Raw genomic sequence first — 14,668 nt, 5'->3', positions numbered from 1 at the left:
GTCCACGATGGGGTAGCTGCGGGTTAGCACTCGGACGCCGCTAGGGTTCTTCATCATGGCTGGTCTGCCCGCTGTGCGGTCTCGTGCGTTGATCGCCGTGATATTGCTTTCCGTCGGTCTCGCGGCCACGGCGTGCGGTTCCGGCTCCGACGACGCGCCCACCGCACGCAATCTGTGTTCACCGCCGGGGCTGAGTGCGGCCGCGGCCGCACCGACGAACCTGGCCTCCGCGCAGGCCGCGGGCGCGGACAAATACACCACCGCGACCACTGCGCCGCTGGCCTCGATCGACACCTCGAAGCTCGGTTTGATCGCACCGGGCAAGCTCAGCGTCGGCACGCTCTCGGACGCGCCGCCGAGCATCTGTGTGAACGGCCAGGGCTCGTTCACCGGCTTCGACAACGAACTGCTGAAGGCGATCGGCGCGAAACTCGGTCTGCAGGTGGAGTTCTCGGGCACCGACTTCTCCGGCCTGCTCGCCCAGGTCGCGGGCGGCCGCTTCGACGTCGCCTCGTCGAACATCACCACCACCGACGCCCGTCGTCAGCTGGTCGGCTTCACCAACGGCTACGACTTCGGCTACTTCTCCCTCGTCACGCCGGTCGGCAGTGCCGTCAAAGGCTTCTCGGACCTCAACCGCGGCACCCGGATCGCGGTGGTGCAGGGCACGGTGCAGGACGAGTTCGTGGTGAACCAGCTCGGCCTGGACCCGGTGAAGTTCCCGGACTACAACACCGCCTACGCCAATCTGAAGTCCGGCCAGGTCGACGCCTGGGTGGCGCCGTCCGCGCAGGCCGAGGGTGCGATCCGGCCGGGCGACGGAACGACGGTGTCGCAGAACACCTTCAGCCTCGACAACTTCGTCGGCTACGCGGTCGCCAAGACCAACCAGCCGCTGACCGACGCGCTCAACAGCGGCCTCGACGCCGTCATCGCGGACGGCACCTACGCCAAGCTCTACCAGGACTGGGTGCCCAGGCAGCTGCCGCCGGGCTGGAAGCCGGGCTCCAAGGCGGCGCCGCTGCCGCAACTGCCGGACTTCGCCGCCCTTGCCGCGGAACGCACACCGGATGCGGCCGCGCAGAACGCGCCGAAATCCACGCTGCAGCAATTGAAGGACACGTTCTTCGATTGGTCGCTGTACCGCCAGGCCTTTCCCGATCTGTTCAAGACCGGCCTGCCGAATACTTTGATCCTCGCGTTGGTTTCAGGTGTACTCGGCACCGTGCTCGGCATGCTGCTCGCGGTGGCGGGCATCGCCAGGACCCGCTGGCTGCGCTGGCCCGCCCGGATCTACACCGACATTTTCCGCGGCCTGCCCGCCGTGGTGATCATTCTGCTGATCGGGCTCGGCATCGGCCCGGTGGCGCGCAATCTGACCGGCAACAATCCGTATTGGCTCGGCGCGGTAGCGCTGGCATTGCTGGCTTCGGCGTATATCGGTGAGATCTTCCGGTCGGGTATCCAGTCGGTGGAAGCCGGTCAGCTGGAAGCGGCCCGCGCCATCGGGTTCGGCTACCGGCAGGCAATGACCTTGGTGGTGATCCCGCAGGGCGTGCGGCGGGTGCTGCCCGCGCTGATGAATCAGTTCATCGCGTTGGTCAAGGACTCGTCGCTGATCTACTTCCTCGGCCTGCTCGCCACCCAGCGCGAACTGTTCGCGGTCGGGCGCGACCTCAACGCGCAGACCGGCAACCTGTCCCCGCTGGTGGCCGCCGGCCTGGTCTACCTGCTGCTGACCATCCCGCTCACCCACCTGGTGAACTACATCGACCGCCGCATGCGCACCGGACGGCCGGACCGGCCGATCGACCCGGTCCAGGCCGCCACGATCACGGAAGGGCGGGGATAACGATGAGTGCTTCCCTCACCGGCACCGGACTGCACCTGACCCTCGGGCACAACCACGTGCTGCGCGGCATCGACATCCACGTCGACGCGGGCAAGACCACCACGGTCATCGGCCCGTCCGGCTCCGGCAAGTCGACGCTGCTGCGCGTGCTGAATCGGCTGTACGAACCGGACCAGGGCGACGTGCTGCTCGACGGCAAATCCGTGCTCACCGAGGACCCGGACAAGCTGCGCCAGCGCATCGGCATGGTGTTCCAGCATTTCAACCTGTTTCCGCACAAGAGCGTGGCGGACAACGTCTCGCTCGGCCCGCGCAAGCTGCGCGGACTGTCCAAGGACGAGGCGCGCGCGGTCGCGGTGGAGCAGCTGGAGATCGTCGGGCTGTCCGACAAGCTCGACACCCGGCCCGCGAACCTGTCCGGCGGACAGCAGCAGCGGGTCGCCATCGCCCGCGCGCTGGCCATGAAGCCGGAGGTGATGTTCTTCGACGAGGCGACCTCGGCGCTGGACCCGGAGCTGGTCAAGGGCGTCCTCGCGCTCATGGCCGACCTCGCCTCGGGCGGCATGTCGATGATCGTGGTCACCCACGAGATGGGCTTCGCCCGGACGGTGTCCGACAGTGTCGTCTTCATGGACGAAGGGCAGGTGGTGGAGACCGGCACGCCCGACGCGCTGTTCGACAACGCCGAGACTCCGCGCCTGCAGAGGTTCCTTTCTCAGGTGCTGTAGCGCACCCCTGGCTAACTGCATTGATGCGCATCTGCTAATGTGTCTTCGCTCACATATCCATCTGTCCACGTTCGGAAAGAGGGAAATCTGATGACAACGGCACACATGCAGCACACCGCGCACGACCACGCCCACGGCCCCAACTGCGGGCACACGGTGATCGAGCACGGCGACCACGTCGACTACGCACACGACGGCCACCTGCACCGCGAACACGACGGCCACTACGACGAGTGCGAACCGCAGGGCCACACCGAGCACGCCGACCACACCCATCAGCACGGCGACGGCTGCGGCCACGACACCGTGCAGCATGGCGACCACGTCGACTACATCCACGACGGCCACCGCCACGCCGCACACGACGGCCACTACGACGAACACTGAGCTGTCCCGCCTCGCTTGCCCGCCTCTCCGCGTATTCAGGCCAGACTCAGGCGCGGGGATCGGGCGTTGGCGGCTGGCGGGGAGTAAGTGGGCTGGTCAGCCCGTGCCCGGTGAGTTACCCATGTGCTTGCGAGATCAGTCGGCCTGCCCGGTGACCGGATAGCCGATCACCGGAAAAACCGAGGGCTCTAGAGTCGACGCGTGATCGAGGCGATTGAGATTCCTACCGCTGCGGGGACGTTCGATGCGCTGTCGAGTGGGGAAGCCGGTGGGCGGGAAGTCTTGCTGCTGCACGGGTTTCCGGAGGCGGCGATCGAGTGGGAATTCCAGCTCCATGCGCTCGGTGGCGGTGGGTGCCACGTGGTGGCGCCCGACCAGCGGGGGTACTCGCCGGGCGTGCGGCCGGACAAGGTGGCCGACTATCGACTCGAGGAATTGGTCGGCGATGTGCTCGCGATCGCCGACCAATTGGGTTGGCAGCGGTTCGATCTAGTGGGGCACGACTGGGGGGCTTATGTCGGGTGGGCGGCAGCGGCGGAAATCCCGGAACGGATCCGCAGTTTCACCGCGGTGTCGCTGCCGCATCCCGCCGCCTTCCTGCGGGCAATGACCGAGGACGAGGATCAAGCACAACGGTCGCAATACTTTTCGCTACTCCGGAAGCCGCGGGTGGCGGAGCGGGCGCTACTCATGGACGACGGGGCGGGACTCCGGAAGATCTTCGAATGGAAGATCGACGAGGAACGAATCGACGACTACGTACACCGGCTCGCGCAGCCGGAAGCGCTGACGGCGGCCCTGAATTGGTATCGCGCAATGCATCTGTCCGGACCGACCGGCCCGGTATCGGTGCCGACGCTCTACGTCTGGAGCACCGACGACAGCACCGTCGGCTCCACCGCGGCCCTGGCCACCGAGAAGTACGTGACCGGCCCGTATCGATTCGAAATGCTCGAGGAAGTGTCGCACTGGATCCCTGAGCAGGCGCCCGAGGAATTGACCCGCCTGATCATGCAGCACCTCCTCGCGCACCGCACCTGACGCCAGGGGTGTCGCATTTTCCGGACACGCCATTCGTTCGGGTGATCTGTGTACTACAACCACCGGAGGCGAACCCATGGACTTCAAGGAAATCAACCGAGCAACCATTGCCCAATTCCGGGCGGGTGGCGAGATCGAGGGCATGCAGCGCGACAAACTCTTGCTGCTCACCACCACCGGTCGTGCCACGGGCCGAGCCCACACCACCCCGATGATGTTTCATGACGACGGCGACCGGCTGCTCGTCATCGCCTCGAACCTGGGCGCACCCGAACATCCGGACTGGTACCGGAACCTGGTGGCCGACCCGGAGGTGACGGTCGAAATCGGTGACGAAACCTACACCGCGCTGGCCGCCCCGTTCGAGGGCGAAGAATATGACCGCGTATGGACCATGCTGAAGCAGGCCTATCCATTTTTCGCCGAGCACGAAACCAAAACCGACCGCACCATTCCGGTCATCGCGCTAACAAGACGGTGACGCCCCGATCCAAAAGGGCGCGCGGCTCCGAATGCGGAGCATGCCCAACACGAACACACGCAATCTGCACGAGCTGTCCGCGGACATCGCCGCCGTCGTCCGCGACGTGGTGGCCACCGGCGAGGACGCGGTAATCACCGACGACGGAACCGAAGTGGCGGTCATCATGTCGATGGCCGATTACGACCGACTGCACCTGTACGCCGAACTGGCGGACGCGGCCCGGCCCGGCTACGCGGGCGCGACCGAGTTCCGGGCCATGTCCATCTCGGAGATGCTCGACGTCCTCGGCGTGCATCCGACGGTGGACCGCGGGCTCCGTGGCTGACTCACGTGCACAGCGTCGCGAACGCTGACCACAGCAGCGGCGAGTGCTCGATGCTGCGTTCGGTGCGCCAGGCCTGCAGTCGCTCGCGCTGCCAGTGCGCGAGCGCGGTCACCGGGTCCGGTTGTTCGTGCGCCGCGTCGATGGCGCAGATGGCGTCTTGCAGCGGGTGGGCGTGCGCGGGCGCGCCCGCGATGCGGTGGAAGGCGAGATCGGTGGGCAGCGGCCAGCGACTGGCCGTCACCAGCTCGGCCCCGTTGTTGATCATGGCGGCGGTCAGCCCGAGCGCCTCGGTGAAGCGCAGGTCCCCGCCGCTCTCGCAGGCGATCAGCGCCACCCGGCTGGGGATGGGCCAAAGCTCGCGGCCATCAGTGGGTTCCGCGGCGAGGGTGTGGGTGCCGAGCAGGAAGTCCTTGGCGGACAACGGCCGATGGGTGCGGTTCGGCACGGCGAAGCCGAGAGTGTCGGCGGTGCACGGTAGATGGAGTTCGGCGTCTTCGCTCTGCCCGGATTCCGGCGGTGCGGCGGTGACGTGGCCGACGTAGATCAGTCGGCTCGCGCCGTCGCGTAGGGCCTTGCTCAGCCAGCTGCGGTCGATATCGGTCCGGCGGAAAACCTCCGTCGGGTCGACTACGGCGGGCTGCAAGCGATCCTGTGCTGCGTACGCGGCAATCCGTTGGGTCAGTGGGGCTTCCGCGGGCATGCGACCGAGCACCGAGCCGAGCGTCGAATCGGCCCGGAAGCCGGGAATGCGCGGGTCGAGCAGGGCAACGACGGGCGCGCGCTGCGTCTCGGTCCACCTGCGCGACAGGCGTTCCGGGGCGTGCACGATGCTGGCCGGTGCCAGCAGGCTCACGTCGGCGATATCGATCAGCCGGACCTCCGGGCCTGGGGCGATGAGCTCCCAAGGCACCTGAGCCACCCGCGGCGATGGTTGCAGGCGAATGTGCGGCCGGACCCCACGCTGAGACAGCTCGTACAGCTGGGCGGCCAGGCCTTGCGGCAGCAATGCCCGGGAAAGCGCCTGGGCGACAAGGTACTCGGTGTCGTGGGCGGCGAACGCCCCGGTGGTCAGCGAGCGTTCGAGACCGCCCGGCTCGGCGGGGTGTGGCAAGGCATCGGCCAGTCGTCGCACCGCCGCCAGCACCGGCGCACCCGGCAACATGGCGGCCCCACGTGGCGCGCTGTCCCCGGTCCAGCGCCAGGACATGTACACATCGCCCGCATCCGCCATGCGCACGACGACGGTCGGCTGGTCCGGCGTCATACCGTCAGCACCCGGCTGTCACGGATCACCCGGCCGTAGCGTTGTTCGGCGGCGGCGATGTAGGGGTCCAAGGCGATCCGGCCCTCCGCGGCCAGCGCGAGTCGTGGCGGCGGCGACACCGGAAGGCCCGCGCTCGCCGCGACTTCGGCCAGCGCGGCACCCAGCTGCAGCGCGGTCGTACCGGCTCGTCCGGCGGGATCGGCAGGGGGATCGAGGAGTTCGAGCGGCAGCCGGACGGCACGGCCGCCGTCGGATCTATCGATGTTCACAGTGGTACCCGCGCATTGTGTTTCGATCAGGTCGGCAAGGAGCAGCCCGTTGCCCGAGAGGTAGGCGAAGCGGAAGGCCAATCGCATGGCCGGGTCGGCGATCTGGCGGTTCCACTGGTCGCGCTGGTTGCCGTTGGGGAGGGTGTAGCGCACGGCATCGATGGCCAGCGCGGACGGAACGGCGAGGTCGACCGCCTGGGCGAGCAGTTCGGGTGCGGGCGCATCCGAGGCGGCGACGGCACCTTCGAGCAGCGTCGCATGCCAGAAATCCAGCTGGGCGCAGTGCAGCCCGAGGCCACGTTCGGCATACGCGCCGAATGCCTCGGCCAGCAAGGCCTCGCACTCGGCGAACCGGCCGGTTTTGAAGGCTACGGTGGACAGGCGCATGCGCAGGTCGGCGGCGTCGAGCACCGCGCCGGACTCGACGAAGTACGCCAGACTGCGGCGGTACAGCTGCTGCGCCTGGCCGAGATCCTCGCGGCCCTCGGCGAGGAAGGCCAAGGTCTTGAGCCCGATTCCGGCGCGGTAGCCGAGTCCGGCCTGCTCGAAATACCGCTGGCTGGCGCGCAGCGGCGCTTCCGCCTCGTCGAAGCGTTCGACGCGGACCAGCATGGTGGCGAGGTTCTGCTGGGTCTCCGCGACGGCATTGCGGTCACCCGCCGCCTCGAACACGGCGAGCGCCTGCTGAGCGAAGTCGACGGCGAGGTCACGGCGTCCGGTCTCGAAATACGTTGCGGCCAGGTTCATCAGCGGATGCCCTGCCAGGTGCGGCGCGAATCGCCATGCCGCATCCAGGGATTCGGTGGCCAGTTCGGCGGCGTCGGCCCAGTGCTGGCGGTGCAGGGCCACGGCGGTCAAGGACAGCAGGCAGGAGACGCGCAGTACGCCCTGATCAGTGGTGTCGGCGAGCAATTCACGCGCCTGTTCCAATGCCGCTTGGGCTTCGTCGAGTTCGCCGAGGTGCTGCAACGCCTGCGACATATTGACCAAGGCGGTGGGTCGCAACCGTGGCGTGTCCGCCGGCATCGCGGCGAGCGCTTCGCGGTACAGGCCCAGCGATCTGACGTGGTCACCGAGCTCGTCCGCCATGCTCGCCGCGTTGACGATGGCGCCCAGGCGGACGTCACCGGTGGTGGTCCGGGCGGCGTCCTCGAAGATTCTCAGGGCCCCGGCGGTGTCGCCGCGGCTGTACGCGTCACCGCCCGCGACCAGGAGCTCGCGACCGTCGGCGGGTGCTTCTTCGGTCATGTCAGAAATCCGAATCCGATTCGGCGGCAGCGATTTCCGCCAACAGCGGCGTATCAGCGGGATTGTCGGCCGGGTCGGCCGCGCGACTCAGCCGCGACAGCGCGAGGTCGCGCACGCGGCGGCGAATTTCCGGACTGCCCGGCTCGGGGCCGCCGACACCCGGCACGTATACCTCCACGGTCACAGTGGATTCCGCGCCTTCCGGTGTGGGCACCTCGGCAGCCCACATGTCTCCGGCGAGTGTCAGCTCTGCCACCGCGGTGCCCGACGACGTGCGCACCAGCGCGTGCGGATGCAGATGCGACGGCACGTCGCCACGCGCCGCGGCGACCACCCGCACGAGGACCGTCGTAATTCCCGCTCCACGCAGCACTTCCCACGACACGGACCGCTCCGACGCGTCGAGCAGTCCGGGCGGACAGCGGTGCCAGTCCCATCCGCCGCTGCCCCTGGCCAGTACCAACGCCCCGCTCGGCACAGTCGTCGCCGGGCCTGCCGCGAGCGCGTAATCCTCTGCCCGGCCTGGTATATCAGCCAGTTCGTCGGCGTGCTGTTCAGCCGCTTCGATGTACTCGTCCGCACCGTCGACGATCAGCTCGCATGCTGCCGACAGCGTCGCGATCTCCGCGCGCAGCAGCCGCTCGTCCAGCGGGGCGATGCCGTCGATGATCGACGCGGGCCACCACCGTGCCGCCCAGTGTGCGTACCCGAGTCGCCACGCATCGGTCACCAGCTCCGGCATCCCCGGCATGGCAACCAGTTCCCCGGTTTCCCCCGCATCGACCGCCAGCGCGACCTGCTCACCGAAGACTGCCCAGAGCCACTCTTGCGCGAGCTTCACATCATCGAGCACCGCCGCCGGAAGTGACTGCCCGGCAAGCAGACTCCAGGTCAGGTGCCCGCCAGCCGCCTCCAGCACCAGCACGTCGATGGCCGCCGCCTCGTCGAGAACGGTCGGCGCTCCTTCGGGCCCGATGATCCACAGCCCGTCGGCCGCCTGCCGAACCTGCACGGTGCCGGTCATCAGCTCGCCCTCGATTCCGTCGAATCCGATTCGGCCGCAATGGCGCTCAACGCCTGCTTGACCCGCGTCCGATGATCGAGGATGACCGAGCGCGCCACGCCGTCGAGCAGATCCCACAGCTCGTCCGGGTCGTACACCGCGAACTCGCGCACATCGCGCCCGTGCAGGCGAACCCACAGTCGCCGCAGGTACGGACGCCACGGTGTGCACAGCTCGGCGGCGATCGCCGCGAGCGGACCGGTCGGCGGCGACTCGGTGCCGACCCGCACCACCAGCCGTCGTGCCTGTAGCACGTAGGCCTCACGCTGCCACCGGCTGTTGATGACCCGGTGCGCCGTGGTTTCCGTCGAATCCTGCACTGCCACAAGTGCGATGCCGACCTCGGAACGCCGGCCACGAGCAGTGGGTTCGATCGGCGCGAGCCCGTTCGCCAGCGCGACTCCGGCCGTCGCGGCCACCCGCAGCGTCTCGTCCAGCAGCGCCCATGGCGCACAACTCCTGGCGATCTCGGCGGCCACCAACTCCGGAACGGTCGGCAGTTCAGCGCGTTCGCTGGAAGCCTGTAGTGCCGTGAAAACCCGTTCGTAGACAGTGCGATCGAATGGCAGCCCCAGGGTGGAGGTCGAGGCGGACGCACCGACCGCCGGGGACTGCGGCACGACATGCACGGTCAGCCCCAATTCAGCTGCCGAGTAGCCGGATTCGTTGCGCCACAGCCGTATTCCGGTATGAGTTCCCGCATGCCCGGCCACCAGCCGATCCCAGGCCGCCTGCCCGTTGTCCCGCTGCTGCCCGAGCCGCGCCGCAGCACACGCGTCGAGTAGCGCAGTGCACGCCGCGCTGTGGTCACCGCCCGCCGGACCCGTTACCGGGCGTCGGCGCCAAGCGACCTCGATCAGCCCGGCCAGCTCCGGAGTTCGTTCGGCGACATACTCTTTCAACGCCTGAGTGGTGCGCCCCGCCGCGTACTCGTGCACGTCGCGCAGCGTCGCTTCGGCTACCGCTCTGTCCCGCACCGCATCCGGCACGCCCCGGGTCGTCGCCAACTCGAAACAGCGCTGGAAGTACAGATCCTGCGGGTTGCCCTCGGTGATCCGCAGTGCCCGCCGTACCTGCTTGAGCAGCGTGAACCAGGCCGCCGTCGCGTACAGCACGTCCGCCGCGGCGTGCACCCTGGCCGCGAGCAGCACCGCGCCGTCGGCCGTCACGATGGGCCCGGCGCACGCGGGATGCTGCACCGGCCGGATCACCAGCGGATCGAGGATCAGTTTCACCGTGCGGCGCAACGGCCCGCCGTGCGGACCGCTGAGCGGTTCGACGCCGTCGAGCTTGCGCCACACCTCATCGAGCACCAGGGCGCGCGGTCGTCGCATTCGACCAGGTTAACGGACTTATGTCCGATTCGACCCCGGCAAAACCTGGGATCGGTAGGCCGCGAACCGTTCCTACCTTTCTCGTATCGGCCCAGACACCCAGGGCCGAACGAACTCAGGAGAAACCATGAACACCAAGTCCGTCACCGCAGCCCTCGTCGCTTCCGCCGCCGCTGCCGCCCTCTTCGTCACCGGGTGCAGCGACAACGCGAGCAGCACCCCGGCCAAGTCCTCGGCCGCCCCCGCCCCGCAGGCCGCCCCGGCGCCGGCGGGCAAGTCCGCCGCCTCGGTCGACGGCAAGGCGTTCGACGCGACGTTCACCACCACCTGCGCCAAGCAGGGCGGCACCCTGGCCCTCGCGCTGACCGACGCCGCCAACGCCGGCTACGGCAACCTCTCGGTCAGCGCCACCATCACCGGCACCGACACCGTGCAGGCGGTGGGTATCGCGGGTAGCAAGGGCGGCGACGCGGGCCAGCCGTACGCGATCGGCTACGGCAACGGGATGCCGGGCGGCTCGGCCAAGGTCACCAAGGACGGCAACACCTACAAGGTGACCGGCGAGGGCGTCAGCGCCGACCTGGCCAACCCGCTGGCCGGCCCGAAGACGTCGAAGTTCGACATCACCTTCGCCTGCTCGACCGTCGTCGGCGGCTGATCACAGCGCTTGTGAGCGCGCAGGTCCCGGACCGCAACCGTCTCCGGCCCGCTCGAGTGCTGCTCGGGCGGGCCGACATCGGCACCGAACTTTTCGAATCATCAAGGAACATCATGAAAAACATCCGCTGGATCACCGTCGCGCTCGCCGCCCTGGCCGTCGGCTACTACCTCCTGCACGGCCTCACCTACACCAGTTCGTCGGACTACGAGCCGGCCGGCCTGGGCTGGATCGGCTGGCAGATGGTGCTGCCGATCCTCGCGCTCACCCTCGTCCCCATGGTCTTCACCTTCACCGGCGACGGCATCATGGCCGCCTTCACCGGTCGCAACAGCGCCGAGTTCCGCGACGGCCTGGTCGGGCTCGGCACCATCACCTCGTTCGCGCAGACCGGCGTGACCGTCAACGACCAACCGCAGGTGCGCATCCAGTTCAGCGTCGAGGGCATCGACGGAAAAACCTTCGCCGCCGCGGCGAAAATGATTGTGCCGCTGACGGAATTGGCGCTGCTGCAGCCGGGGGTGGTGCTGCCGGTGCGCTACCTGCCGGGCCGGACCGACAAGGTCGAGGTGGATATGTCGGGCGATGCGTCCATGGCGCAGCAGGCGATGAACGAGTCGATGATCCGCAAGGGCATCACCACCCGGCACAAGCTCGATATCGCCGAGCGCGGCATCGCCACCCAGGCGGTGGTGCAGTCGCTGTCGGTCACCGGGGAGATCCGGGACGGGCACTCGAAGATCGCGCTCGGGCTGGTCGTCACCCGGCCGGACGGATCGACCTTCGACACCCGCGTGGAGAAGTTCCTCGCACCGAGCAGTGTCGGACAGGTGCAGGTGGGGCGCATCCTGCGGGTGCACTACCTGCCGGAGAACGAGCAAGAGGTCGTCATCGCCCTTGCGGTGAATGCTTAGCCCGCACCGAATGCCGCGTTGTTTCGAGATTCTCGAACGGCGCGGCATTCGTGTGTGCGGAGTGGTTGCCAGCACAACTGAGGGTTCCCTAATTGGTCAGCTGTTCACCTTTACGTCGTTTCCGGATTGTCCGGGTCGTTTACGGTTCGGCCGTGAGCCTGATCCCCCTCGCCCTCTTCGTGAAGCACGACGGGCAATCCGCACGAGCTTCGGTGACCTGCGAATACAAATGCGCGAACGCCTGTTTCCACGAGGTGCCCAACACCTCCGGTGGTGCGTACTTCGGCGATATCGTCAGTTCGCTGAATCGGCGCGGACTGATCAAGGGCGGCGCGGCGGCCGTGCTCGCCGTCGGCGCGGGCAGTGTGCTCGCTGCTTGCGGGGATGATGTCGACAAGGCGGGTTCGGCGTCGCCGTCGCCGAGCGGACCGCCCGGCACCGGTACCGAGTTCGCGGCGGTCGCGCCGAACAAAGAGGACGCCATCGTGATCCCGGACGGCTACGACCAGTCCGTCGTGATCCGCTGGGGTGACCCGATCTTCGCCGATGCGCCCGCCTTCGACTTCGACAAGCAGTCGGCCGCCGCGCAGGCCAAGCAGTTCGGTTACAACAACGACTTCGCCGCGCTGCTCCCGATCGAGGGGCAGCCCAATGCCTTCCTGCTCGTGGTCAACCACGAATACACCACCGGCCCGCATATGCTCCGCGGCTACGACAAGGAAGCGCCGACCGACGAGCAGATCGCGATCACCCAAGCGGCGCACGGCTTGAGCGTCGTCGAGGTGCGCGGCGAGCCGGGCACGGGCAAGCTGGTTCCCGCCTTCGGCAAGTACAACCGCAGGATCACCGCGACCACCGAGTTCCAGCTCACCGGGCCTGCCGCGGGCAGCGACCTGGTCAAGACCGCCGCGGACCCGACCGGCACCAAGGTGCTCGGCACCATCGCCAACTGCGCGGGCGGCGTAACCCCGTGGGGCACCGTGCTTTCCGGTGAGGAGAACTTCAACGGCTACTTCGCCAACGGCGACAAGGCCACCGAAGCCACCGCCGCGGCCCGGCTCAAGCGGTACGGCTTCACCGCGGGCAAGACGCCCAACGGCTGGGAGCGCACCGACAAGCGCTTCGACGTCGCGCAGGAACCGAACGAGGCCAACCGATTCGGCTATGTCGTCGAGATCGACCCGTGGGATCCCACCTCTACGCCGATCAAGCACACCGCCATGGGCAGGCTCAAGCACGAGGGCGCCAGCATCTACGTCACCGAGAGCGGTGACGTCGTCTCCTACACCGGCGACGACGAAAAGTTCGACTACATGTACAAATTCGTGTCCACGCGCAAGGTGCAATCGGGCAGCGGTGCGTCGAGCATGCGGCACAACCTGACCATCCTGGACGCGGGCACGCTGTACGTGGCGAAGCTGACCGGCGACCACGCCGACAAGATCGACGGCACCGGCGCCAAGCCCTCGGACCAGGGTTTCACCGGTACGGGCCAATGGCTTCCGCTGCTGGAGACCGGCGCGGACGGCAAGGGCAAGTCGCTGGTCGAGGGCATGAGCGCGGACGAGGTCGCGGTGTTCACCCGGCTGGCCGCGGACAAGGTCGGCGCCACCAAGATGGACCGCCCGGAGGACTTCGAGGCCAACCCGTACACCGGCAAGGTGTATGTGGCGCTGACCAACAACGACAACCGCGGCAAGGACGGCAAGCAGGGGCCGGACGAGGCGAACCCGCGCAACCTGAACAAGAACGGCCAGGTCCTCGAGATCGACGACGACCACACCGGTACCAAGTTCACCTGGTCGCTGCTGCTGGTCTGCGGCGATCCGAACGCGGCCGACACCTACTTCGCCGGCTTCGACAAGTCCAAGGTCAGCCCGATCTCCTGCCCGGACAATCTGGCCTTCGATCCCTACGGCAACCTGTGGATCTCCACCGACGGCAATGCTCTCAAGTCCAACGACGGACTGTTCTCGGTGGTGCTCGACGGCCCGAATCGTGGTGCGACCAAACAGTTCCTGACCGTGCCGCGCGGCGCCGAGACGTGTGGCCCGGTCGTCACCGAGTCGCGCGTCCTGGTGTGCGTGCAGCATCCCGGTGAGGCCGACGACGCAACGCCGGAGAACCCGTTGTCGCACTGGCCCGATGGCGGCACCGCCCAGCCGCGCGCCTCGGTCGCGGTCGTCTGGAAGAAGAACGGCGGCCGGATCGGCGCGTAACGCCCGGCCCTTCCCCACGAAGCCGCCACTGAACCTACCTGCAGGAGTGGCGGTTTCGTGGTTTCGGCGGTCGCTACATATTGGCGAAGCGCGCGAAATCGCCTTGCGCGCCGCTGTATACGTTCAAGTCGGTGCGGCCGGTGATGCCGTCGATGCCGCCGCTGTCGGTGGTCTGCCAGAACGTCCAGGTCGGCCAGCCGCCCGGCACCTCGGGTGCCTCGTTGCCGCGGTAGTCGGCGATCCACAGCGGGTACCGGGTGAACTCGTTGGTGTCGGCCATCGCCGTGCGCCAGAAGTTCGGGTACGTGTAGACGATCGGGGTGCGTCCGGTCAGCGCCTGCACCGTGTTCAGATAGCGGCGGGTCCAGTCGATCAGCGCGGCGGGGGCCAGCCCGCCGGTTGTCTCCAGATCGAGGACCGGCGGCAGGTCCATTGCGCCGTTCTGGCCGAGCACCACCGTGGCGTAGAGCGCGGCCTGCGGTTCCGGCGGCAGGTTCGGCCTGGCGTAGTGGTAGGTCCCGCGCGCGACGCCCGCGGCCCGCATCAGCAGGCTGTCCGGCACGAAGTAGGGGTTGATGTAGCTCACGCCCTCGGTGGCCTTGACCATGGCGAAGTCGTGCCCGGCCCGCTTCACCGCGAACCAGTCGATCAGCCTGCCGTCGATGTGCTGCCAGGACGAGACGTCCGGACCGGTCGGCGCGGCCGCCGCGGTGCCGGACAGGGTAGCCGTGAGGATGCCGGATAGCGCGATGAGGGACAGGGCCGTGCCGCGACGACGGATGGTCGAGCTCCAACGAGGGGTGTCCATGGCGTTCGACGATAGCTATTTGATCTACTTGTGACCAGTGTTACGGAAGAGGCAGTTGCGCAACATTTACCTGA

The 14,668-nt window shown here is 67.9% G+C and carries 14 protein-coding genes; 9 read left to right on the top strand and 5 right to left on the bottom strand.

The features are described 5' to 3' along the window. Positions 1-55 precede the first annotated feature (55 nt). From IBX18_RS04020 to IBX18_RS41895, 6 genes are all read left to right on the top strand, one after another. Positions 56-1,852, top strand: coding sequence for an ABC transporter substrate-binding protein/permease (locus IBX18_RS04020; protein ID WP_194832364.1), 1,797 nt, complete (start codon positions 56-58; stop codon positions 1,850-1,852). A gap of 2 nt (positions 1,853-1,854) precedes the next feature. After that, positions 1,855-2,580 (top strand): amino acid ABC transporter ATP-binding protein, encoded by a 726-nt coding sequence (locus IBX18_RS04015; RefSeq protein ID WP_135234027.1) that lies wholly within the window; start codon positions 1,855-1,857, stop codon positions 2,578-2,580. 90 nt (positions 2,581-2,670) lie between these two features. After that, positions 2,671-2,967, top strand: coding sequence for a hypothetical protein (locus IBX18_RS04010; protein ID WP_194832363.1), 297 nt, complete (start codon positions 2,671-2,673; stop codon positions 2,965-2,967). 201 nt (positions 2,968-3,168) lie between these two features. Next, positions 3,169-4,008 (top strand): alpha/beta fold hydrolase, encoded by an 840-nt coding sequence (locus tag IBX18_RS04005; protein WP_194832362.1) that lies wholly within the window; start codon positions 3,169-3,171, stop codon positions 4,006-4,008. A gap of 76 nt (positions 4,009-4,084) precedes the next feature. Next, complete coding sequence (locus IBX18_RS04000) at positions 4,085-4,489, top strand: nitroreductase family deazaflavin-dependent oxidoreductase (RefSeq protein WP_194832361.1); 405 nt, start codon at positions 4,085-4,087, stop codon at positions 4,487-4,489. 40 nt (positions 4,490-4,529) lie between these two features. Next, positions 4,530-4,817 carry a type II toxin-antitoxin system Phd/YefM family antitoxin gene (locus IBX18_RS41895; RefSeq protein WP_107653355.1) on the top strand — a complete coding sequence of 96 codons (288 nt, stop codon included), beginning with the start codon at positions 4,530-4,532 and terminating at the stop codon, positions 4,815-4,817. Position 4,818: 1 nt separating this feature from the next. On the opposite strand, the gene IBX18_RS03990 is transcribed toward IBX18_RS41895, so the two are convergent. The 4 genes from IBX18_RS03990 to IBX18_RS03975 are packed head-to-tail and all read right to left on the bottom strand — an operon-like array spanning position 4,819 to position 9,995. After that, on the bottom strand, positions 4,819-6,081 hold the full coding sequence (locus tag IBX18_RS03990) for a CHAT domain-containing protein (protein WP_194832360.1): 1,263 nt from the start codon (positions 6,079-6,081) through the stop codon (positions 4,819-4,821). Then, on the bottom strand, positions 6,078-7,598 hold the full coding sequence (locus IBX18_RS03985) for a lipopolysaccharide assembly protein LapB (RefSeq protein ID WP_194832359.1): 1,521 nt from the start codon (positions 7,596-7,598) through the stop codon (positions 6,078-6,080). Before IBX18_RS03985 ends, IBX18_RS03990 begins: the two co-directional genes overlap by 4 nt. Before the next feature lies 1 nt (position 7,599). Then, on the bottom strand, positions 7,600-8,622 hold the full coding sequence (locus IBX18_RS03980; protein WP_228540286.1) for a hypothetical protein: 1,023 nt from the start codon (positions 8,620-8,622) through the stop codon (positions 7,600-7,602). Continuing rightward, entirely contained in the window at positions 8,622-9,995 is a 1,374-nt protein-coding gene (locus IBX18_RS03975; protein WP_194832358.1) for a hypothetical protein, read from the bottom strand. The genes IBX18_RS03980 and IBX18_RS03975 overlap by 1 nt, the downstream gene beginning before the upstream one ends. Positions 9,996-10,122: 127 nt before the next feature. Here IBX18_RS03975 and IBX18_RS03970 point away from each other — a divergent pair, with 127 nt between their 5' ends. From IBX18_RS03970 to IBX18_RS03960, 3 genes are all read left to right on the top strand, one after another. Continuing rightward, positions 10,123-10,653: a lipoprotein LpqH gene (locus IBX18_RS03970; protein ID WP_194832357.1), complete on the top strand. Its 531-nt coding sequence runs from the start codon at positions 10,123-10,125 to the stop codon at positions 10,651-10,653. Positions 10,654-10,766: 113 nt separating this feature from the next. Then, positions 10,767-11,567, top strand: coding sequence for a hypothetical protein (locus IBX18_RS03965; protein WP_194832356.1), 801 nt, complete (start codon positions 10,767-10,769; stop codon positions 11,565-11,567). Between the two features lie 152 nt (positions 11,568-11,719). After that, the gene (locus IBX18_RS03960; protein ID WP_194832355.1) at positions 11,720-13,786 is read left to right on the top strand and encodes a PhoX family phosphatase; all 2,067 of its coding nucleotides are present in this window, start codon (positions 11,720-11,722) and stop codon (positions 13,784-13,786) included. A 73-nt stretch (positions 13,787-13,859) separates the two neighbouring features. Here the strand turns inward: IBX18_RS03960 and IBX18_RS03955 are convergent, their stop codons facing one another. Then, a complete protein-coding gene (locus IBX18_RS03955; protein WP_194832354.1) occupies positions 13,860-14,594 on the bottom strand; it encodes a glycoside hydrolase family 25 protein in 735 nt (244 codons plus the stop codon). Positions 14,595-14,668: the final 74 nt, after the last annotated feature.

Origin of the sequence: Nocardia sp. XZ_19_369 (assembly GCF_015355715.1) — a bacterium.
Classification (GTDB): Bacteria; Actinomycetota; Actinomycetes; order Mycobacteriales; family Mycobacteriaceae; genus Nocardia.
The sequence above is the reverse complement of the archived record's forward strand: the minus strand, read 5'-3'. Positions and strand labels throughout refer to the sequence as shown.

What these genes read in the sequence shown, in the direction of transcription:
- IBX18_RS03970 (WP_194832357.1), top strand. Translation starts at nt 10,123, where the DNA reads ATGAACACCAAGTCCGTCACCGCAGCCCTCGTCGCTTCCGCCGCCGCT.
- IBX18_RS03980 (WP_228540286.1), bottom strand. Translation starts at nt 8,622, where the DNA reads ATGACCGGCACCGTGCAGGTTCGGCAGGCGGCCGACGGGCTGTGGATC.
- IBX18_RS03985 (WP_194832359.1), bottom strand. Translation starts at nt 7,598, where the DNA reads ATGACCGAAGAAGCACCCGCCGACGGTCGCGAGCTCCTGGTCGCGGGC.
- IBX18_RS04000 (WP_194832361.1), top strand. Translation starts at nt 4,085, where the DNA reads ATGGACTTCAAGGAAATCAACCGAGCAACCATTGCCCAATTCCGGGCG.
- IBX18_RS04015 (WP_135234027.1), top strand. Translation starts at nt 1,855, where the DNA reads ATGAGTGCTTCCCTCACCGGCACCGGACTGCACCTGACCCTCGGGCAC.
- IBX18_RS41895 (WP_107653355.1), top strand. Translation starts at nt 4,530, where the DNA reads ATGCCCAACACGAACACACGCAATCTGCACGAGCTGTCCGCGGACATC.
- IBX18_RS03990 (WP_194832360.1), bottom strand. Translation starts at nt 6,081, where the DNA reads ATGACGCCGGACCAGCCGACCGTCGTCGTGCGCATGGCGGATGCGGGC.
- IBX18_RS03965 (WP_194832356.1), top strand. Translation starts at nt 10,767, where the DNA reads ATGAAAAACATCCGCTGGATCACCGTCGCGCTCGCCGCCCTGGCCGTC.
- IBX18_RS04020 (WP_194832364.1), top strand. Translation starts at nt 56, where the DNA reads ATGGCTGGTCTGCCCGCTGTGCGGTCTCGTGCGTTGATCGCCGTGATA.
- IBX18_RS03975 (WP_194832358.1), bottom strand. Translation starts at nt 9,995, where the DNA reads ATGCGACGACCGCGCGCCCTGGTGCTCGATGAGGTGTGGCGCAAGCTC.
- IBX18_RS03955 (WP_194832354.1), bottom strand. Translation starts at nt 14,594, where the DNA reads ATGGACACCCCTCGTTGGAGCTCGACCATCCGTCGTCGCGGCACGGCC.
- IBX18_RS04010 (WP_194832363.1), top strand. Translation starts at nt 2,671, where the DNA reads ATGACAACGGCACACATGCAGCACACCGCGCACGACCACGCCCACGGC.